Origin of the sequence: Brevibacillus borstelensis, from assembly GCF_037834415.1 — a bacterium.
GTDB lineage: Bacteria > Bacillota > Bacilli > Brevibacillales > Brevibacillaceae > Brevibacillus > Brevibacillus borstelensis_A.
Map to the genome: position 1 here is coordinate 96887 of NZ_JAUMSJ010000002.1, position 20997 is coordinate 117883.

At 47.4% G+C, this 20997-nt stretch carries 15 protein-coding genes; 6 read left to right on the forward strand and 9 right to left on the reverse strand.

Translation table 11 applies throughout. The features are described 5' to 3' along the window. Window positions 1-217 precede the first annotated feature (217 nt). The 5 genes from Q3F21_RS02340 to Q3F21_RS02360 all read right to left on the reverse strand — a co-directional run bounded on the left by Q3F21_RS02340 (window position 218) and on the right by Q3F21_RS02360 (window position 5403). Window positions 218-1198: an SLAP domain-containing protein gene (locus tag Q3F21_RS02340; protein WP_340249777.1), complete on the reverse strand. Its 981-nt coding sequence runs from the start codon at window positions 1196-1198 to the stop codon at window positions 218-220. Between the two features lie 49 nt (window positions 1199-1247). Further along, window positions 1248-2213 carry an SLAP domain-containing protein gene (locus Q3F21_RS02345; protein ID WP_340249778.1) on the reverse strand — a complete coding sequence of 322 codons (966 nt, stop codon included), beginning with the start codon at window positions 2211-2213 and terminating at the stop codon, window positions 1248-1250. A gap of 85 nt (window positions 2214-2298) precedes the next feature. Further along, window positions 2299-3237: an accessory Sec system S-layer assembly protein gene (locus Q3F21_RS02350; RefSeq protein ID WP_340249780.1), complete on the reverse strand. Its 939-nt coding sequence runs from the start codon at window positions 3235-3237 to the stop codon at window positions 2299-2301. A 470-nt stretch (window positions 3238-3707) separates the two neighbouring features. Then, the gene (locus tag Q3F21_RS02355) at window positions 3708-4700 is read right to left on the reverse strand and encodes a stalk domain-containing protein (protein ID WP_340249782.1); all 993 of its coding nucleotides are present in this window, start codon (window positions 4698-4700) and stop codon (window positions 3708-3710) included. A gap of 136 nt (window positions 4701-4836) precedes the next feature. Beyond that, the gene (locus Q3F21_RS02360) at window positions 4837-5403 is read right to left on the reverse strand and encodes a helix-turn-helix domain-containing protein (protein ID WP_340249784.1); all 567 of its coding nucleotides are present in this window, start codon (window positions 5401-5403) and stop codon (window positions 4837-4839) included. Window positions 5404-5703: 300 nt separating this feature from the next. On the opposite strand from Q3F21_RS02360, the gene Q3F21_RS02365 reads away from it, so the two are divergent. Together Q3F21_RS02365 and Q3F21_RS02370 are read left to right on the forward strand one after the other, a co-directional pair. After that, window positions 5704-7005, forward strand: coding sequence for an MFS transporter (locus tag Q3F21_RS02365; protein WP_340249786.1), 1302 nt, complete (start codon window positions 5704-5706; stop codon window positions 7003-7005). Window positions 7006-7114: 109 nt separating this feature from the next. Further along, window positions 7115-8104 carry an ornithine cyclodeaminase family protein gene (locus Q3F21_RS02370; protein ID WP_340249788.1) on the forward strand — a complete coding sequence of 330 codons (990 nt, stop codon included), beginning with the start codon at window positions 7115-7117 and terminating at the stop codon, window positions 8102-8104. Between the two features lie 94 nt (window positions 8105-8198). On the opposite strand, the gene Q3F21_RS02375 is transcribed toward Q3F21_RS02370, so the two are convergent. Beyond that, on the reverse strand, window positions 8199-8645 hold the full coding sequence (locus tag Q3F21_RS02375) for a hypothetical protein (protein WP_340249790.1): 447 nt from the start codon (window positions 8643-8645) through the stop codon (window positions 8199-8201). A 240-nt stretch (window positions 8646-8885) separates the two neighbouring features. Beyond that, complete coding sequence (locus Q3F21_RS02380; protein WP_340250085.1) at window positions 8886-9161, reverse strand: AbrB/MazE/SpoVT family DNA-binding domain-containing protein; 276 nt, start codon at window positions 9159-9161, stop codon at window positions 8886-8888. Between the two features lie 1167 nt (window positions 9162-10328). Here Q3F21_RS02380 and Q3F21_RS02385 point away from each other — a divergent pair. The 4 genes from Q3F21_RS02385 to Q3F21_RS02400 all read left to right on the forward strand — a co-directional run bounded on the left by Q3F21_RS02385 (window position 10329) and on the right by Q3F21_RS02400 (window position 15141). Further along, window positions 10329-12014: a hypothetical protein gene (locus Q3F21_RS02385; RefSeq protein ID WP_340249792.1), complete on the forward strand. Its 1686-nt coding sequence runs from the start codon at window positions 10329-10331 to the stop codon at window positions 12012-12014. A gap of 123 nt (window positions 12015-12137) precedes the next feature. Further along, on the forward strand, window positions 12138-13040 hold the full coding sequence (locus Q3F21_RS02390) for a glycosyltransferase family 2 protein (protein ID WP_340249794.1): 903 nt from the start codon (window positions 12138-12140) through the stop codon (window positions 13038-13040). 357 nt (window positions 13041-13397) lie between these two features. Next, the gene (locus Q3F21_RS02395) at window positions 13398-14261 is read left to right on the forward strand and encodes a tyrosine-type recombinase/integrase (RefSeq protein ID WP_340249796.1); all 864 of its coding nucleotides are present in this window, start codon (window positions 13398-13400) and stop codon (window positions 14259-14261) included. Between the two features lie 67 nt (window positions 14262-14328). Then, window positions 14329-15141: a hypothetical protein gene (locus Q3F21_RS02400; RefSeq protein WP_340250086.1), complete on the forward strand. Its 813-nt coding sequence runs from the start codon at window positions 14329-14331 to the stop codon at window positions 15139-15141. A gap of 105 nt (window positions 15142-15246) precedes the next feature. On the opposite strand, the gene Q3F21_RS02405 is transcribed toward Q3F21_RS02400, so the two are convergent. Both Q3F21_RS02405 and Q3F21_RS02410 read right to left on the reverse strand, forming a co-directional pair. Continuing rightward, window positions 15247-16401, reverse strand: coding sequence for a hypothetical protein (locus tag Q3F21_RS02405; RefSeq protein WP_340249797.1), 1155 nt, complete (start codon window positions 16399-16401; stop codon window positions 15247-15249). Window positions 16402-17301: 900 nt separating this feature from the next. Further along, window positions 17302-20937, reverse strand: a complete 3636-nt coding sequence (locus tag Q3F21_RS02410; protein ID WP_340249798.1) for a hypothetical protein — start codon at window positions 20935-20937, stop codon at window positions 17302-17304. Between the last annotated feature and the right edge of the window lie 60 nt (window positions 20938-20997).

The following is a 20997-nucleotide window of genomic DNA, read 5'->3' on the forward strand; positions in this document are numbered from 1 at the left end:
ACTACAGTCCTTCCTCCCTTTTCCTGGCCGAAAAAGGAATGCAGGTGTTCGAGCTTGTCTTCCTGTTTTGAAAAGAAAAAGCCCCACTCCCTTGTAGCTTATTCTATTCATTTAGCATAGCGGAACGATAGTGAGAAACGCAACCCTATTCAGGGAATCCCTGGAAACACAAACCGATAGAAAAACCCCTTTTCGCGATGCGAAAAGGGGTGGTCACTTACTGCAGGAATCCTTTCGGCTTGGTTGCATCGTAAACTTGGGATTCCTTCTGCTTCTCGTAAGCTTTCGGAATAAAGACCGTGCACTCTTCCACAGAAAAATCCTGTTTCTTGATGGACGAAGCCGGGATCTGGAAGGCAATTACACGGAACGCCTTTGGATCTACCTTCATGTTTTCCAGCGTATAGCTGACACGGGCGATATCTTCGCCGTTTGCGTCATGTACAACAATCGGAACCTCGGAAAAGTCCAGTCGTTTGTCCAAGCCGTTGCGGAACAATACAACCACTTTCAGACTGCCATTTTCCCCTTTTTTCAATCCCAATGCCTTCAGGTCTACCTTGCCTTCTTCTACTGGATTGGCAGCAAGCTGCTGACGGTAGTATTCCATTTCATCCATTTCCAATTCTCCTCCTGCTACTACAGATTCACCCGATTGTTTCTCCGGTTTTTGATAACCCAACGCAAGCGGGATCTCCTCCTCCGGCAGATCGGTAAATTCATCCCAGCGGAACAAAAACTCGCACGGACGGCTGGACTCATCGCCAATCGGTCCAAAAGTCATCATGTCAAAGCTCTTGCTAGCTACAACCTTTCCCTCGGGTGTTTTCAGGTCCAGCCGCAGGCGGTCCAGCAAAATGCTTTGCTCCGTCGCGTTGCGAATATAAGTGAGCACGAGATAACCATCCCGCGTCACCTGCGTATAAAAGGGAAAAATCCCGACCTCATTGCGAATAATGGGAGGGAGCTCATCGTGCACAAAACGGAGCAGCTCCGCTTCTTCTTCATCGAGGGTATCCCAAGGACCGTTGAGGCTGAGGAACAGCTCCTTCGATGGCACACGGTTGGAAGATTGCTCAGGGTCATCAAGACCAGACACGCCGAGATAAATCTCCTTGTGCAGGCTCTCCTGAATTTCTTCGCGAACCGCCTCCAGGCTCTCCTTGGAGCCAAACCAGTTTTCCAATAACCAACTCATGCAGTATCCTCCTCATACCACAGCTTCCATGATTGCCATTGCAGGTGTTTTACGTAACCTCCAGCTTCCACGGCTGAAGCTTTGCATCTGGCTTTTTCACCATATCCGCCGGGAAAACAAGCACCCATGGACGGCTCGTTCCAGGACGCACCCGGATTCTGCTGGCGTCAATTGAGCCAGAAGCTACTACTTCGTCCTCTGCATCGGAAATTTTGATTCGCAAGATGTCAGGGCAAAAATCTTTATCGTATCCGTTGCGGATCAGGATTCCGGCGACCAGTCGTCCATCCTTTGCCTTCGTGATGTCAAACCCGATAATTTCTACTGTATCCAGCTCCATAGGCGAGATGTCAAAAGTGAGCTGCTCCAGCAGTTTTTTCTGACGGTCAGTCATTCTCGCTTCCATTTCCGGATCCAATTCAAGCTCCTGGGGCCATACATACGGGTTTTTGTTAGCCTTCATCATGATTTTCCAGTTCTTGAATGTGAAATTGTCATGCAGATAGGATTCCGGCGGGAAATAAACTTCCCAGGGACGGCTCGTGAACGGCGGAATGCTTCCCACTTCGCTCAAATCGATCCGCTGGCGCGCAAACGGGTTGCCATCAAAGTATATGGCCAATTGAATTTTTTTAAAGTTCACCGGAAAAGGCGCAGCGTTGCGGATGAAGAAAGCAACGGTTACTCCGCCAGTCGGCTGCGGAATCAAGCTGAACCCGGTAACGCCGACAGAGCCAAATGCCATATCTGGCAGTTCAGCCTGCATGAAACGGAGTGCATACTTTCTCTCGCTATCCAGTTGCTCTTCCCACGCTGGATGCAAGGAGATATCTGTTCTTACTTTCACTGCAGTTTCCAGCTGAGCCATTTGTTCCGGCTGCTCTTTCACTACTTCCTGATCATCCAGATCGTCAAGATCAATCGTCGAATCTTCCCGAAGCTCTTTTTTCAAGTCCTCCTGGGAAAGCTCTTGACCCGACTTTTTGTCCTTAAAATTTTTAAAAAAGGAAAACATGTACATCCTCCTCACCTGTCCGAAGCACGAACGATGACTTTATTATGATAAGGGTTTTGACCAAATGGGGTCAAATGGGGAGTGACTATGCTTGTGCTTCCTCGGGAATACTCACCTTCCAGCGGGACAGATCCGGCTCTTCTATCAGTATGCTCTCTTTTGGGAAGATGAACATCCAAGGTTTGCTCGTATTTGTGTTGACGGTAAGTCCGCCCAGTTCAAACTGTCCGATAGCAACCTTTTGTCCGCTGGCATCGTAGAGAGCCAATGGAAGCGATTGGAAGGATATGGACTGCGTGGAGCCATTGCGGATCAGCAGCATCGCATGAAAGGCGCCGTCTTCGGAACGACGAACCTGCACACTCTGAACATTGACCTCCCCTTCCTTCAACGCCGGCAGACCTTTCGCCAGTTCGATCAGGCTTTCCTTCTGTTCGTCGGTAAGCGCACGAATCCAGGATTCTTCCAGCTCCAGCTGCTGCGGAAGCACCATCTTTTTCTGGGCCAATTCAAACGCGATTTTCCAGTTTTTCAGCAAAACATCCACTTGCAGGAAATGCTCGCTCAAGAAAACAAACGACCATGGGCGGGCCGAATAGGGGGGGATCTCTCCTACTTCAGACAAGTCAAACTTCTGGCGTGTAAACAGCTTCTCCTCCCCGAACAGAATGACAAGCGTCATTTCCTCCAAACGTACGGGGCGGTCCGTTCCGTTGCGCAAAAAAGCCGTTACCTCAATCCCTTGCTCATGGGGCAATAGAGACAGTCCTGCCAGCGATAGATTGCCTGGCTGCATCGGCGGAAGCTCTTGAGCCGTAAAGGACAACGCGTACTTTTCCGTAGTATTCAGCTGCCGCTCCCATGATTCGTGCAAAGACAGCTTTGTCATTACGCCCGCTTCAGACGGTCTGTTCGCAGCAACTCCAGGATCCTCAGCGGCGAGGACCGATTCCTCGCGCAGTTGCTGCTTTATTTCTTCCGGTGTCGGCGTTTTACCCATCAGATTTTTCAAAAAGGACAGCATATCCTCGCTCCCAACTTTTCTCTACATCTATATAGAGATTCTATTCGTTTTCAACTATAGCACAGTGAAACCCCAATGCAACATCGAAAACTTGGTATCAACTGAATCGTAGATAATTTTCCCATTATACTCTTAGACGCAGCAAAGATCAAAGAGTCGCGGCAAAAAACGACGAAAAAAAGTCAACTGCGATTTTTCCCATACCTTCCCTTCATACACGGTCTTACACGACCGTTGACAGCGCTTGGAGCAATCCGGGAATGAAAAAGAGGGCTGTCTCTAAGACAAGCCCCCTTTGGAAAAAGTTGCATATAGTTAGTTTCCGTTTTTATAGTTGTAGTGTGATCGCCAGATGTTGCCGCTGCCGCTACTTGAACCACTGCCAGACCGCACTCAGTAGAAATGTCACCACAACTGTTAAACTCCTTCTGCTGAGGCAGATTTAGTTAGGAGCTTGTCCTGCCGGAAGATTACGTAGCGGATGCGGGCTTGTCTTCAACCGTTGCTTCCGTTCCTGAGCCTGCCTGGTCAGCCGATTGCTGATCTTCGATGATGATGTCCCCCGTCTCTTGATAGTCCACTTTTGCGTTCAGCTTCTCGCCGATGAAACGAAGCGGCAGGAAGACGCGGCCGTTTTTCACGAAGGGCTTGGCATCCAGCTTGATTTTTTCGCCGTTCACTTCTGCTTCTCCCGAGTCGAGATGAAGCACGATCTTGTTTTCGCCGCGAACCACTTCAACCGTACGGGTCTCCGGGCTCCAGTTCACTTCTGCCTTCAGCGAAGCGCTAATTGCGCGTACAGGCACTAGCGCACGTCCTTTTTCGAGGAACGGAGCGGTGTCCATGACAATCTCTTTCCCGTTTACAAACGTCTTGAGACCCTCTTCCCCGGATTTTTGATACAAATTGCCCAATCTTTTATATGTCTTCTGATCTCCAGGCTTGTAGAAGCGGTCGAGCAATTCCTTTTGGACCTTAAGCGCCTGCTTCAGCTCAGACTGCGCTTCCAGCTGCTTGGTCAGTTCTTCATATTTTGCTCTCAGCTCTTCGGTCACTTCCTGGCTTTTTTTCAGCTGGGCCCGCAGCTCGATCAGTTCTTTTTTCGTTTTTACCGCTTGCTGAACCGCTTCCTTTTTGCCGGCCAGAGAGTTTTCACCGTTCGGAAGCCCTGTCGCCGGATCGATCGCCTCGGCTGCTTTTTCCGCTGCTCTTTTTTCTTCTTCAGCGACTTTTTCTTTGGCTTTGTTGGCAGCTTCGGCTGCTTTCTCTTCGGCCTTCCTCACCGTTTCTGCCTTTTCGTTGGCTTTTTCTCTTTCCTTCTCGGCCTTTTCGCTTTCTTTTTCCGCTTTCTCTTCGTCCTTGCCCTTATCCGACTCTTTTACCGGCTTTTCCGCGTGAACCGCGCCGACGGGAGATACGGCCAAGAGAGCCAGGATCAAACTTGCCGAAACCAGTTTTTTCATAAGATGTCCCTCCGAGAAGTTATGATAGAAATCGTATTTATCTTTTTATATCGCGAGAGCATCGGAAGTTATTACAGATAGCGAAATATTTTGCGCAGAGAGGCACCTGGGCCAATCCCAGGTATTCTGTCAGCTCCTAGTAGCCGCCCTCTCGCAAAAATCGGGCAGGCGAGCTGACCATCAGAAATTTGACCGGATTATCCGTTCGATTATACCAGTTGTGCGGCGTGGACGATTCCATATGGACGCTGTCGCCCGGATACAGATCGTGTTCTTCGCTCCCCATGAGGATCGTCAGGACACCCTCCAGCACGTAGAGAAATTCTTGTCCTTTATGGGCAAAAGGAGTGCCCTTTTCGTCATCCGGGAGCAGAGTGACCAGGATCGGCTCAAACAAAGGCGCGGGAATATCCGCTGACAGGTCCTTGTACATGAAGCGGGATTGCCCGGAGTGGAGCTCGTCCCCGCTTCCCTTGCGCAGTATATACGAGTTCGGACTCTTCTCCTGAGGGAAAAAATAGCTGGGGCTCACATCCAAAGCTTCCGAGATTTTCGTGAGTGATTCCAAAGTCACGGATGACTTGGAGCGCTCGACCTGGGACAGAAAGCTGATGGACAATTCCGTCTTTTCCGCGACCTGTTTGAGTGTAAGCTGTTTTTCCAGACGACGGGCTTTCATGCGTTTTCCGATGTTCGGTTCCATAGACTTCCCTCGCAAGGTTAGTGAGTTATCCCTATCCTACCATACAAGCCAAGGGAAAACAGTCGTGAGATCGCGTCCCCAGAGATATTGCCATGAACTGTACCTGGAGAATGAAGATTCAATCTTAAACAAATAGTTTGATTATTGCAATGATTGCCGACAGGTCTTATAATTCTTTTTAACGCTCGATTGAAGTGCTACTTCAATTTATCGATTGGAAAGCCGTCACTACAGCAGGATGGCGATTCATTCCGACTTATTTTCGTAGACTGCAGCAAGGAAAGGGAGGTAGCTGTCAAGATGGCACAAGTGCAAACGGAAATTCCCAAACGCTTGCAAAACAAGGCGCTTGTCGCAAGCCTGGTCGGAAGCTCCATCGAATGGTTTGATTTTTTTCTTTACGGTACGATGGCCTCGCTCGTTTTCAACAAGCTGTTCTTTCCATCCACAGACCCAACCGTAGGGCTGCTGCTTTCTTACCTGTCATTCGGTCTTCCTTTCTTCATTCGTCCGTTGGGCGGAATCATCTTTAGCCATATCGGGGACAAAATCGGGCGAAAGAAAACATTGGTGCTCACGTTGTCCTTGATGGGCGGGGCCACTGTCCTGATCGGGCTTCTCCCCGATTACAACGCGATCGGCGTGTGGGCCCCCATCCTGCTCGTCACGATGCGGCTGATCCAGGGTCTGGGCATCGGCGGGGAGTGGGGCGGCGCACTCTTGCTCGCCGTGGAGTATTCGGGAAAAGGGAGACGCGGTTTCTTTGGCAGTATCCCGCAAATGGGCGTTCCGATCGGCATGCTTCTCGGAACCCTGGCCGTCACTCTCATGAGCTCTCTGCCGGATGAACAATTCATGTCCTGGGGATGGCGCGTGCCGTTCATCCTGAGCGCCGGCCTCGTTTTTCTCGGCTTGTGGATTCGCAACGGACTGGATGAGACACCCGCTTTCCAGGCGGCCAGAGAAAGCGGCAACATTGCCAAGGTCCCGATCATCGACACATTCCGCTATCATTGGAGGTCTGTCTTGATCGCCGTAGGGGCCAAGGTCGTGGAAACAGGGCCGTTCTACATCTTCTCCACGTTTGTCATCGCCTACGCGACGGGCTACCTGGGATATGATCGCGTAACGGCGCTGAATGCCGTCACGATTGCCACTCTGGTGACGACGATCATGATCCCTTACATGGGAAAGCTATCGGACAAGCTCGGACGGAAGCCGCTGTACATCGGCGGAACCATTCTGATCATCCTCTATGCCTTCCCTTATTTCTACCTGCTGTCGCTAAAGTCCGGCGTGATGCTGACGCTCGCGACCATTATCGGCCTGGGCATCCTTTGGGCACCGGTCACGGCCGTTCTGGGGACGATGTTCTCGGAAATTTTCAGCACCAACGTTCGGTACACAGGCGTGACCGTCGGTTATCAGCTGGGGGCCGCCCTGGCAGGTGGAACAGCCCCGCTGATCGCTACCGCTTTGCTTTCCGCCTTCAACAACTCGTGGGTACCGGTAGCCCTCTACATTGTTTTGACCGGTGTCATTTCCCTCATCGCGATCGCTGCGACCAGAGAGACAAAGGACCTGGACCTGGAAAAACCGTAGCGCATATGTTCAGAATCTGACGTTTCGCGAGGACCGTACCGACACTGCAGAGCGCCGCTTTGCAGCTCAATGGGGGTCCTCCCCTATTTACCCGGAAAGGATGATCTCCATGCTCGTTTTGACCCAAAAGGAAATTCGACAGATCTACTCGATGAAAGACTGCTTGCGGGACGTCGAACAAGTATTCCGCGACAATGCGGCCGGTCTCGTTCATACGCCGGTCCGTACAGCCATCGACCATCCCAAATACGGTGCGACCAGCTTGTACATGCCCTCTTATTTGAAAACGGACGACTACGTGGGCGTGAAGGTGATCAGCATCTTTCCGGAAAACCATGCAGTCGGGATCAAGGCGCTGCAAAGCGTAATCCTGTTGACCGAAGCAAAAACCGGCCAGCATGTCGCGATGATGGATGCGAGCTTTTTGACGGTGCTGCGGACTGGAGCAAGCAGCGGAGTGGCGACCAAGTACTTGGCCCACCGGCAGGCAAAAAGCTGCGTTGTCCTCGGATGCGGCGCGCAAGCTGTCGGCCAGATTCAAGCTGTCATGGAAGTCCGCTCATTGGAGGAAATCGCGCTGTACAACCGTACGCGGGCACGAGCGGAAGAGATGGCAAAAACGATCCGCGCTCTGTATCCGGAGTGGTCCGGGGAGCTTCGCATCGTCGAAGACGCCGATCAGGCCGTGAAGACAGCAGACATCGTCATCTGCAGCACCAAGTCGGAATCGCCGTTGTTCGACGGGGCAAACCTGAAACCCGGCGCCCATATCAATGCCATCGGCTCCTTTTTGCCGCATATGCGGGAGGTCGATCTCGCCGCCTTGCAACGCTGCAGCAAGATCGTCGTCGATACGACAGAGGGAGCGCAGCATGAAGCGGGCGATTTGCTCATTCCGGCAAGCCGGGGCGAATGGAGCTTTGATAAGCTTCACGCCGAGCTTGGCGACATTCTCTGCGGCCGCAAAAAAGGGCGAGAGACGGAGGAAGAGATCACCCTGTACAAATCGGTCGGCATCGCCTGCCTGGATACGGCTGTGGCCAAGTCTGTGTACGAGCTGGCGAGGGATAAGGGATTGGGGACAGAGATTGTTTTGTAGCGTACTTTCCCCACCGAAAACAAAGCGGAGTGAGCTGGTGCGCTCAACTCCGCTTTGCTTTTGTCGTCCAATAAGCTTCAAAGTCGATCCATCTTTACTGAGGGATATTCACCGTGACCGTACCTTTAGCACGAGTTTGACTAAACGTACTAACTACAACTCGGTAAGTCCCTACAGGGCAAATTTTATCTGATTTAAAAGTAAAGGTTCCTTCACCCTTAAATACTTTACTTGCAAAATACGTTCTCCCGCCGTCCGGCTCCAATTTTACAAGCCCATATTCTACCGAAGTTTCGGCCGATCCATCATTCTCTTGATTTACGGTTAATGTGACTTGGGCCGGGGAGTTTATGTAAATATAACCGGACTCGCTGTAATCCCCCTTTGACAACCGAAATTGATGCACATATGTTTCCATTTGCTGCTGTACTGTTTGGGCAGTCGAAGCAGCAGAAGTATTCGCTGGTGAGTGGTTAGCCAAAGCATCAGAGGGCAAAAGCAAGGCAGCCGACAAAAATGAAAGCAGAGCAAACTTCTTCATAATCACCATCTCCCAAATATTTGTAATATATCTTTATATTACCACGAGACTTTGTAGATGTAAATATATGGTTAATGAATTCAGTTATTCCGCATTTTATACCTATTCAGAAATTATTAATTATTCAGTTTATATCTGATTCTTCGACTTCCCTTTGCCCGAAGAAAGGAAGCATACAAAAAAGACCCTTTACTCCTTCCAAAGCAAATCGAAGAAATGAAGGGCCTGACAATATCTCAATCAATAATCAAAGTCTATCGGCGAACTCCCTGTATAACTCTCCCCGATGCAACTCTTGCATACGAGCTTGCCTTTGAAATAAATCGTATCGCTCACCAAATTCCCGCAAAACACACAACCGGGGGCATACTTCCGCAGTATGATCGTGTCCTTGTCGACAAAAATCTCCAGAGAGTCCAAAACGTCAATATGCAATACCCTCCGCAGCTCAATCGGCAACACAATCCTGCCCAGGGAGTCCAGCTCTCGAACCACGCCTGAAGTTTTTCCGACCAACGGCTTTCCGCTCTCCTGGACGTTTATCTCATATTTCGCAGCCGTTTTCACCGCATTCAGCCTGCTTTTTTGATAGTGAGAAGCGCACAGCCCTTTTGCCACCTGCTTTTTCTCGCAACCAGGCTCCTGACAAATCCGCTCCTTGACCGTCTTCCTTTCCGGAACCGCCTGTGTACCCGTCCCTGCTTTTTGCTGCAGCCTGTTTTTCTGGTAATGCTTCATGCAAAAGCCCTTTGCGTAGTAGTTATTCGTGCAGCCCTCGATTTGGCAGCTTCGATTGTTCATGTTTTCACCCTCACTTATACGGAATCAATCAATAGTTGGAATGAAACTGCATAGCGCAAAGTTTTTGACTGCTCGATCGCGTTTTTTCCTGATGTTATGGATGTACCAAATCTTTTAACTCCAGCCGAACGAATGTCGCCCTCTCAAGATATGGTAACAAATTCAGTTTATCACAGACAGAAAAGGATACAATCTGAATTTTGCTATGGAGGCAACGAATCATTTTCTCCGGCTGCGGTGAAAAAATCACAAAACGCATTGAAAGACCGCCTGAATGTCAGCGGTCTTCCAGTTTACGTGACAGGTATTGACCCATCAAATGTATAGCTAATGAAATCCTTGCTTAGCAATCCAACACTTCCATATTGTGGTGATTTCCATTGCTTAGGGAACAAGGGCAGCCATATTCCTTTTTTCTACAAATGGCAAGTCAACAGGAAACTGGAAATCGCTTGGAAAACTTAGGAATTTAAAATTTCCCGACGATTCCAAATTCTAGTAAAGGTTTGTGCTATTACCGGTACAATCAGCAAAGCTGCTGACCAGCAACTTGAAATCAAGGTAAATGGCGACAAAACCGTTACTGTTGATGAGCTGAAAGCTGCTGGCTACAATGTTGAATTCCTCTTCAACTTCACTGCTACCGCTGATGAAAAAGCTACTGGCCTTGTTAATGCTACAAACAAAGCAGATTTCAAGTATGCTGTAAAAGTAACAAAAGATGACGCTGTCTTCACATCCGAGTGGACTGACGTAAAAGTTGTCGATACTACCGCAGCAGTTGAGGTTACAGAAGTCGGCCTCAAATCTGGCGCCGACGCTTGGAACCTTGATTATATCACAGTTTCTGACGCAGCTGTATCCCTCGCTGCTACTAAAGCTGTGAATGCGCTTGGACAATCCGAAAACGTAACGCTCCCAACAGTAGAGAAAGTAACTTCCAGCGATGTTACTGTTGCCTACTACAATAACGGCGTTATCAAAGCACTGAAACCGGGCAATGTAACTTTCACCGTTAAATTTACAGGCCTGGAAAAAACCGTTTCTGTTCCAGTTGTAGTAAAAGCGGCACAAGAAGCTACTTCTATCGCTGAAGCTGGGCAAACTCTTAAAGTAAAAGCTGGCGAAGCAACAAATGTTGACTTCACTGTGAACGATCAGTTTGCTCAAAAACTGAGAACGAACGCTACTTTGACTGTTAAAGTACTTGATAAAGACAACAACGAGACTTCTGCTACAGTGACTGCTACTGCTGGCAAAGCAACGATCAGCGACTTTAACAAAGCCGAAGGCGATTACACTGTTAAAGTGTTGAGCGGCGATACGGAAATCGGTTCTTTCACAGTGAAAGCTGTTGATTTGGCTTCCGCTACCGTTGACAAGTATGAACTGACTGTAGCAGATAAAGCTCAAATCGATTTGAAAGGCAACCTGTCTACTCCTCCAGCAGCTAGCCTGAATGTTTCCATCAATGCATTTGCTGACGAAGTGAAACTTGCTGGACAAGATTTGACGAATGCTGTGACAGGACTGAAGCTTGAGACTTCTGACAAAGACATCGTAGCAGTACCGGCTGATGCTTTGACAGCTGCTAGCTTCACTGTTGCCGGTGGAACAAAAACCGGCGTAGCAACCGTTTCCCTTGTAAAAGTTGAGGGAGATCTGAAAACTACGCTGGCATCCATCAATGTTGAAGTTATCAATACAACTCCACAAATTACCTCTCTGACTCTTCAAGAAGGTAAAACAAAAGTAGAATTCTCTGGCGAAGAAATCACCGCAGATGACGCAGTAGCCGCACTGACTGCTGGAAAAGATGAAGAAAACAATGAAATCTTGACCGCAGACAAAATCGAAGCAGTAACTTATGTTGCTTCCGATGAAAAAGTAATCGTTCAAATCAAAGCGATCTACGGTGGTCAAACATTTGTATTTGACGCTGCGAAAGTAGAAGAGCCTTCTGTTGAGCCTTCCGTAGAACCAAGCGAAGAGCCTTCTGTTGATCCGAGCGAGGAGCCTTCCGTTGATCCGAGCGAAGAGCCTTCCGTTGATCCGAGCGAAGAGCCTTCCGTTGATCCGAGCGAGGAGCCTTCCGTTGATCCGAGCGAAGAGCCTTCCGTTGATCCAAGCGAGGAGCCTTCCGTTGATCCAAGCGAGGAGCCTTCCGTTGATCCGAGCGAGGAGCCTTCCGCTGAGCCAAACACTCCGCCAACTGGTGGCACAGTGACAACTCAATCTACTCCAGTTGGTGATGACGCGCTTGTTGCTGGCGATGTTGTAACGATTAACTTTAGTGAAGAGATCGAAAATAGTGCAGGCGAGGCCGTACAAGCTATTATCGAGGCACTCGCAGGCACTGCATTCGAAGGAAAAGTGACTGTCGCATCCGTCGCGGGCGATAATACCGATTCCGCCGCGTTCAAGCTGACAGTCAATGATGGTGCAACTATTTCTCTTACTACCGGCAACGTAATCACGCTTGCTGCAGGAAAAGTAGCCGATGTTGAAGGTGCCGTGAATAGTGCAGATATTACTTTCACCGTAACAGACACCATCGCAGCAGAGTAATAGTAGTAAGGAAAATTGCCCCATGTACATAACATGGGGCAATTTTTTTAAGAGTCTCTTTATGTGTCTATTTTCTGCTTGCATGCCAATAGATACTGCTGCGTATAACTGGGAGGTTCATATATGTCCAGTAGCAATCCACTAGTATCCATTATTTTTCCAGTAAAAAATGAAGGCATTAATGTAAAAAACACGTTGGATTCTTTAGTGAAAGTAAAAACGGATATCAGTTATGAAGTAATAATCGTAGATGACGCTTCTGAAGATGCCTGTTGTGATTTTCTGTCATCCCATGACTATCCAATTGCAATCAAACTGGTAAAAACCGACGGTCTGGGTGCAGCAAATGCAAGAAACGTAGGCGCCGAGAAGGCAAGCGGCCAATACTACATTTTTTGCGATGCTCACTTGTTCTTTGAAGACGATTGGATTGAGAAGCTGCTGGACCCAATGGAAAAAGGAATCGCAGATGGCGTCGTCCCAGGCATTGCTCCACATGACAAGCCAAATACGGTTGGGTATGGATACACCATCAATCTGGAGAAGTTCAAGGCAAATTTTAATGGCAGGAGCATTCTTGCAAAGGGCTCGGAACCGGTTCCGACACCATGTCTCCCAGGTGGATGCTTGGCCATTAAGAAAGATGTTTTTATCGATATTGGAGGGTTCGATAAGGGCTTCATCGTCTGGGGACATGAAGATGTCGAGATCTCGATAAAAATGTGGTTATTCGGGTATAAGTGCTTTATTCAGCCACAGGTGAAAATATTGCACGTATTTAGAAAGTCTTTTCCTTACAATGTTACGGTTACTCATGCCGATTACAACATGATGAGGATGGCTTACAGCCATTTTTCCGAGGAACGAATCGAAAAATGCAAGAAGTATATCCGTGTTCCAGCGAAGGCAGACCAAATTATTCAATCCGTAATCGATAATGGCGCTTTGGAACAAAGAGCTGCCTATTTTTCCAGAAGGAAATTTGATGACGATTGGTTTTTCAAGAACTTTCGCATTGATTTTTAGATTCATGTTTTCGTCGTCCTTTTTAATTGAATATACAACCTTGAGAACGTATCCCCTATGACAATGCAGCTTTGACATGCCTAGGGGTTTTTTTATTTTCATTGAACAAGATGGAAAACAGCGGTACGATTTCATTCTCAAGGGGTGTTTTTTGTTTGTTCGTTGGCATTTTTTAGCTATAATGAAATTGTATTCATTATTTGCTGCATATTAGCTTTCTGTTATAAGAGCAGAATAATTGGTTAGTATAAATAAAAAGAATTCTCATTGCTAACCTATTGGGAAGGAGCTTTTGATCATAATTCGACCCTGCTATTTCGCACTTTCTTTGTTTTTTGCTAAAGGTGGAAAGATCCTATGTTGCTCTTGAATGCGGTTCAAAGTTTTTTGCACTATCTGTCCTCGATCGATCGAAGTGAAGAAACATTGACTGGTTATCGCAAGGACCTAATATTTTTTACGCGTTTTCTGGAAAACAAGTATAACTGCGAGCCTTATATCGATGAGATAACGTCAAACGATATCGAAGACTACCTGACCTATCTGAAAGAGGAACGGAAATACGCTCCTTCAAGCAGAGTCCGCAATTTGCATACGTTGCGCTCCTTCTTCTCATACGCCTACAAGAAAGAAATAGTAGCGAGGAATGTCGCTCTTTCTGTTGAGAAGATTAAAGTGCAGCAAAAAGAGAGAACGTATTTGTCCGAAGAAGAAGTGGAGCTCCTTGTCCATGCGATTGATCATGATCTGATCCGCCTGGTTGTCCGGGTATTATACATGACGGGACTACGTATTTCAGAATGTCTGAATCTCACCGTCGATGATGTCAACCTGGAAAAAAAGGTCATCCATGTTGTCGCCGGCAAAGGAAACAAGGACCGACTCGTACCCATTTCAAACAGGCTTCTGCCTTTTCTGCAAGACTATGTTCAATATAAGCGGCCGGATACAGGATCGTCTTTATTCTTTTGCACCAAGAAGACGGGAATGCTCTCCCCTGTATACGTGAACAGAGGGATCTCGGAAGCAGTTAAAAAACTTGGCTGGAAAAAGAAGGTCACCGCACATATTTTGCGTCACAGTTTCGCCAGTCAGCTGGTAAAAAACGATGTCAATCTGGTTCAAATCCAAAAGCTGTTGGGCCACTCTTCTCTGAAAGTGACAAGCATCTATACCCATACCGATCTGGAACAGCTCAGCGACGCGATCAATACCCTGTAAAAGCGAAGATAACTTTGCCCGATAAAGATAGAAGAATGCAAGGAGATAAATAGGGGTGCATAAAGCAATGGATGTATCTACAGACCAAAAACCGATCTACGACGAGCGCGTAAATGAAATACTGCGTGGTCTTGTAGAGGGCAAGACTAGGGACGAGCTGGCAAAAGACTTGGGGTATAAAAACTATAAAACGCTGGATATCTACATGCGTCGCAAGAATTTTAAATGGGATCGGGATAAGCAAAATTACGTACCTGCCAATAGCCGACTGGACAAACAGGATATCGACCTGGCGCTTTTGAGCTCTTCCAAGGTAGCGACTGTCCTCTCTCTGTTTCAAAAGGAAGGGGCGGACGCCAAGACGATCGCCAAACGCCTGGGCTTTGCAGACCACCGTGATCTGGCCAATTACATGAGGGCAAAGGGGTACAGATGGTCCTCCGAGCTGGGAAACTACCAGAGAGTATACGGGCAGCTGCAGGACGAAGCGCCAGGCCGTTCTGTGGCTCCTGACGAGCAGCAGGACAGGTATAAAGAGGGAGAGACTGTCTCCCCGCCAACCGCTTCCAGGATGTCCCGTCTCGACGCTGCACAACTGGAACGCTTTTTGCCGCTTCTGGAGATGCTGGAGAGAAACAAGGACAAGCTGGTCGATCTGATCGTACCGGGGGCGGAAAGCGGAAAAGTTCCCCGTTATGCAGTTCCGGGCATCTTCGTGACAAAGTCCGTACACATGACCAATACGCTTGATTCACTGGTTCGCGAATACAGCAAGGAAAAGAACATCAGCCAAAGGGATATTTTTGCGGTAGCCCTGATCGAGTTCTTCCGGCGGTATGGATACGAGCGTGAAATAGAGACATTACTGGGAAGGACATAGCCTCGGGCTGTGTCTTTTTTCTGTCAGCAGACGGAGAAAAAAGGAAGGGTCGACGCTTGCCGCGTTCGACCCATGCCGTGCTTTTCGGGATACATCCGTCCCTGTTTACTCCTCCCATTGCAAGGAAGGATAATCCGTCATCTTCCAAACATCCGTGAAATCCCAGCCTGCAAACGAGTGCTGATCCTTCATCTGTTTTGATGCAAGCGGCGTCCCCTTGCCCGTATCATTTTGTCCGGTCGTTTCTTGATCATAATAAGATTTGTTCACCGTACCGCTGCTCTCCAGCTTGCCGACCAATCCTCCCGCTTCGTCGGCATCGCTGTCGATCGTCCCGGCAGCGTACGTTCTGGCAATCTCGTGGCGATTGATTCCTGCGAGGCCTCCAACGAGAATGTTCGTCCTGAACTTCCCGGCGGTTATATCGGTGTTTGCGTACGCATCCGAAATCATCCCCTGATTTTCGCCCACCAATCCGCCTACAGTCATAGCTTCCGTGTTTATCGAAGCTTTGGCGAAAGACTGTTCTATGGCTCCCTTGCTTCCATTCAATCCGGCAAGACCTCCGACATTCGTCGATCCTCCTGTTATTTGCGTCCGGGCGTAGGACTGCGAAATGGACCCATTGTTTTCTCCAACCAACCCGCCCAGGTTGCCAGCGTTATTCTCTACAGAGCCTCTGGCAAAGGATTGCTCAATGCTGCCTGCATTTGCTCCTACAAGTCCTCCCGTGGAAGCGCTGCCGGCCGTCGTCGTGTCTGCGGATGAACGAATGAGTGCAGCGCCTGAATCCATTCTCCCGACAAGTCCGCCTGTATAAGAGAATGTTCGGTTCTCCAGCCTTCCGGAGCCGGAACTGTCCGCAATCGTGCCGCCTTGCATATAGCCAACCAACGTCCCGACGTTATAGCTTTCGGCAGTGATGTTTCCGGAAACGCGGCAATTTGTTATGGTCCCTCCCAGCATGTTTCCGACCAGGATGGCGACTCCGCTCTTCGTCGTTTTAATGTCGGCACCTTCCAGTGTGAGATCGCTGATTCTTGCTACGCGGTCAATGCTCCCGAAGAGGCCGATGTTCTCCCCGCCGTTTATATGCAGACCGCGGATGGTATGACCGTTGCCGATAAACGTTCCGGTAAACGGCTGTGTTTCGGTGCCGATCGGCGTCCAACCACTGTCTGTGTTGTAAGGAGCCGCATTCAGGTCAATGTCTGCCTCTAGAACGAACGCGGAGTCAAGGTAATCTCTTACATGGTTCAAATGAGCGGCACTTTTGATAACATAGGGATCGTCGGCTGTCCCCTTTCCGCTTGCAAACGTGGAATCGCTATTCTCGCCTTATATCCCCGTGGGATGTTCTCCCCAAGGAATTTTCGAGTCGAGCCTACACCGTGCGGGCGCCTTTCAGCGCACACGGCGTACCATCAGCGGAGAAAGAAGCGGAATCACCAAAAAGGACTGTAAATACGTCTGTATTTACAGTCCTCATGGGTAAAACGTGAGAAACTACAACGCCCATTGCAAGTTCTCATATCCTCTTATCCGCTGACTGGGTCCCTTCGCTCCGGCCCGTTTTCCCCTCCCCGCTTGTGTTGCCACTACGGGTACAAACGGCAAGCCATCATCACTACTACGAACCCGCCGCCATCCTATCAGCCTCACCGGCGCTAACCCGCCTCTTCTGATAAGACTTCAAACGTTCCGCCTTGTCTATCCCTTCTTTTGCTGACCGTAGGTCTCCACTATACAATAGGAGAAAAGCAGGTTTAACAGCCCAAATTGTTCCTGTTTCGCTTGTGCGATCCCGCGCACACCGACTGTTGCCAAACCCCTAGCCCTTTTTACCTGACAACAGCTACCTCGTATTGGGTCAACATGGATTCGTCGCCTGACCATAGCCAGCTTTTAAGGAGCCCCGCCTTGCTTTTGCGCAAGTACGACTTCACCTGACTTCACGCCATTGGTTGATTAGGGCCGTTGGCGTGCAGGAGGATTAGGCACGCGATTGCTTGGCTGTTATCGCGGATTGGGTTTGCACCAATCTATTTGACAAGACAGTTAGAGAAAAGCCCCCTGGACGTAGCAGGGTATGCTTTGTCTGGGGGCTTTCTCCACTTCTTTCACTCAGGTGAGTTTATGAAGTAACGTTTCGTGAATTTATTAAGGGGTTTGGGTACCATCTTTCTTTTCAGCATTGTATGCTTTTACGGCATCTTCCAGAGCTGTAACTGCATCCGTTACATCTTGTTCTGTTTTTGCAGTAGCTTTAGCATCGTTTGCTGCTTGAATTGCTTTATCCAAGTCATCATTAGCCTTTTGTGTTACCCACTTCTCGGTTGTCAATACATCAGAGCCATCTGCGCTGATCTTAACATCCTTTTTCGCATCATTTGCTGCTTTTACAGCATCGTCAATTGCTGTTGTGTCTGGTGCATCAACTTTAGTTCCGTCTTTCTTTTCAGCATTGTATGCTTTTACGGCATCTTCCAGAGCTGTAACTGCATCCGTTACATCTTGTTCTGTTTTTGCAGTAGCTTTAGCATCGTTTGCTGCTTGGATAGCTTTATCCAAGTTATCATTGACCGCTTGTGTTACCCACTTCTCGGTTGTCAATACATCAGAGCCATCTGCGCTGATCTTAACATCTTTTTTCGCATCATTTGCTGCTTTTACAGCGTCGTCAATTGCTGTTGTGTCAACTGGAGTCGTAACTTTTTCCAGTTCGGCAATCTTATCCTCTGCTGCTTTCAAGGTTGCTTCATATTTCACCAATGCTTTTTGATCTGCAGTCAGCTTGTCATAAGCTTCACGAGCAGCTGCTACTTTTTCTTTGTCCGCAAGCGTCAGCTTATCAACAGATGGGAGAGCAACAATCAAACGATCTACATTAACCGCATCTAATACTCCCTCTACAGAGTAGTATGGAAGCTTTTTAATGCCGGCGTCGCCAACCAGATCACCTGTTGTACTTTCAAGGTATTCAGAGATATTGATAACTGTAGTATCTGGTCGTGTAATTGAATTTTTAGGCAGGCGGATAGTGATGGAATCTACAATGTCATCATTATCATCATATCCCGCAATATCACCAAAGATTTGAGTACCAGTTGGCAATGGTTTTCCGTTCAATTTGTAGTTAGCTGTTTTCAAGATGTTCTTATGGTCACCAGTAGTAGCCCCTGCTTTACTAAATTTGATAAAGACGAAGTCGTAGTCGTCTTGACCAATATTAGAACCATGTTCCGCATATGACCAAACAACCTTGAAGGCAGTATCTTCAACTTCTTTCACTACAGTAAATTCTTTTGTAGCAGATGCTGCTGTATTACCAACATCATCAGAGATTGAACGTACTACCAGTGTCCACTCACCCGCATCAAGTTCTTTGGTTGGAGTTACACGGATAACTTTATTCTCTTTATCAACGAACTCTGAACCAATATTCGCTGGAATAGTAACACTCTTATCTTTTTTGATAAACTCAGCAGTTGGAACTGGGATTAGACCTTGTTCGTCACCAGTCTCAGCACCTTGGTTTTGGGAAGGTGTGTCGCCTTCATCGTTACCACTACCAATTTTTACCGGCTCAGACATAGTTACATCATAGGATGTACCTTCTTCAGTGCCAGGTGTTTTGTCGATGCTATTGATGGTCGGGCTTGTTACATCAGGGAATGTCATAGCTCCGCCGAGTGGCAATTTAATCTCAGCATTGGCTACTCCGTTTGAAGCGGAAATTACTTTTCCAGCCTCAAGGTACAAACGATAGTCGTAGTTATAGTAGTTTTTGTTTGTTGTTTTGGTATTATGAACTACTGTCCAATCCAGAGTTGTTTGAACCAGGAATTTATAGTTAGAGTCATCTTCGCTAATGTTAGTTATTTTAACTGCTGGACGATCTACTGGAACCCATTGTGATGTATTTCTGTCGTATACTTGGAGCTGCAGCAGTTTTGCCAAATCATCAGCGTCTTGATTAAGGTTTTTATCAAAAGTCACCAGGTATTGCTCAGGGGACTGAACCTCAACAACAGCTCCAGGTGCTCCGTTATCCACTGGAATGTCAAAATCCAGAGTTTGTGTATTCATTACATTATCGAATGGATCACTAACTGCTGCCCAGTCACCAATGTTTGCACCTTGGAGAGAATGTGTTCCTGGTTTGAAATAAATTTGTTTACCTTCAGCGTCTGCACCCAATGTAATGGTAACTACATGGCGCTCGTCAGTACCTTTTTTCGGAATGAACTTTCCAACTTCAATCCTAGGGGAAGTTTTGTCTCCCCATACTTTGCTAGTAAGAGATTTACCGTCAATTGACCAGTTATTCAAATTTAGAGCTGAATTTTTGAACGCATCGTCCGCATTTCCACTGTTAATAACTGGTTCAGAGAAAGTAACCTTAAGTTTATTCAATCCTTCACGTTCCACACCCAACATTGAAGGTACACGTGCGTCAGTTAGTTTAAAAGATCTTTTGCTTTCTACAGGAACTGATCCACGTTTATCGGTAAATTCTACTCTGACGTTTGCGTTATCAACTAATGGGAAGACGTAACCATCGGCCTTATCAAGAACCAACTGAAGAGCTTTTTCGTTACCACTTACAGGTAACAAACCGATTACTTTAACCTCTTTACCACCAGTGCCATCATTATTAGATTCAGTGAAAACTTTAGCGGCTGCTTTAGTTGGATCGATATTGCCATCTTTATCAACAAAGTCTTCTACTGCTACTTTTTTATTAAAGTAAGCCAATACACGGTCAGCTTGGTAACCAGAAGCTTCACCCATTAATGCACCAGTAGTTGGATCAATTGCGTCAGGATTTGGGCTCAAATAGATACTAGTAGTTGCCTTGAGACCAATAAGGTTTTTATCTTTTGCTTCGATTACCAGTGCAGTGATATCAGCTACCTTGTCAGATGACAATGTTTCTGATCCGAATAGAACTGTTGCTTTACCTTTTTGTACCGTTACTTTTTTCTCTGCAAAACTGCCGAAAGTAGAGGAGAATTGTACTTCAACATCTTTAGCATCCTCCAGAATTTCGCCAGCAGCATTCTTAAGCGTGAATGTTACCAAAGTCTGTGAAGCATTATCAGCTTTCAGTACGGTATCTTTTGCTTCAACCTCTGGTTTGAAGAGATCATTTTGTGTTGGGGATTTGAAATCAAATGTAACGTCAGGTTGAACTTTTGCATCAATTTTTACATTTGTAACGGTCAATTTGTAATCCTTAGATACTTCGACTCCAGCCAATGAGAGCTTTACTGTCTTTTTATCTTCAGACAGTGTAGCTGTTTCAACTGTCAGGCCAGGAATTGAGAAATTCTCAGCAGTTACTTCATCTACTGCCTTGTTGAATTTCACAGTATAAGTATAAAGGTCAATAGCACTTACATTTTCAACAACCAAATCTCCTGGCTCTGTTCCAGGTGGCAAGTCAGGATCTGTAGAAGGATCGTAAGTTGCATCAGAACCTACTACCTTATACACATTGTCTCCAAATGTTTTTTGGGTTGCTTGTTTCAAAACAGCATTCGGATCAGCAGCTTCAGCATATTCCAAGAACTTGGCAGCTTTAGCATCTGCATTTACGTAAACAACGTCCTCTGCGTTGCTCAGAATTTCTTTAAAGCCAACTTTGAAATCCTTCAGCAAAGCTGCTGGAGAATAAAACTTGTCAACATCTCCGCCGATGTAAAAGCCTTGGCTAGGCTTCGCCATAGCGGACGCGGCCATGCTAGTCAACACAGCTGTAGAAAGAACAGAAAGTACCAGCTTTTTATTCACGTACTACCCCTCCAGATATTGATAGGTATTTTTTGTATTTGAGAAACACTCATGGTGTGT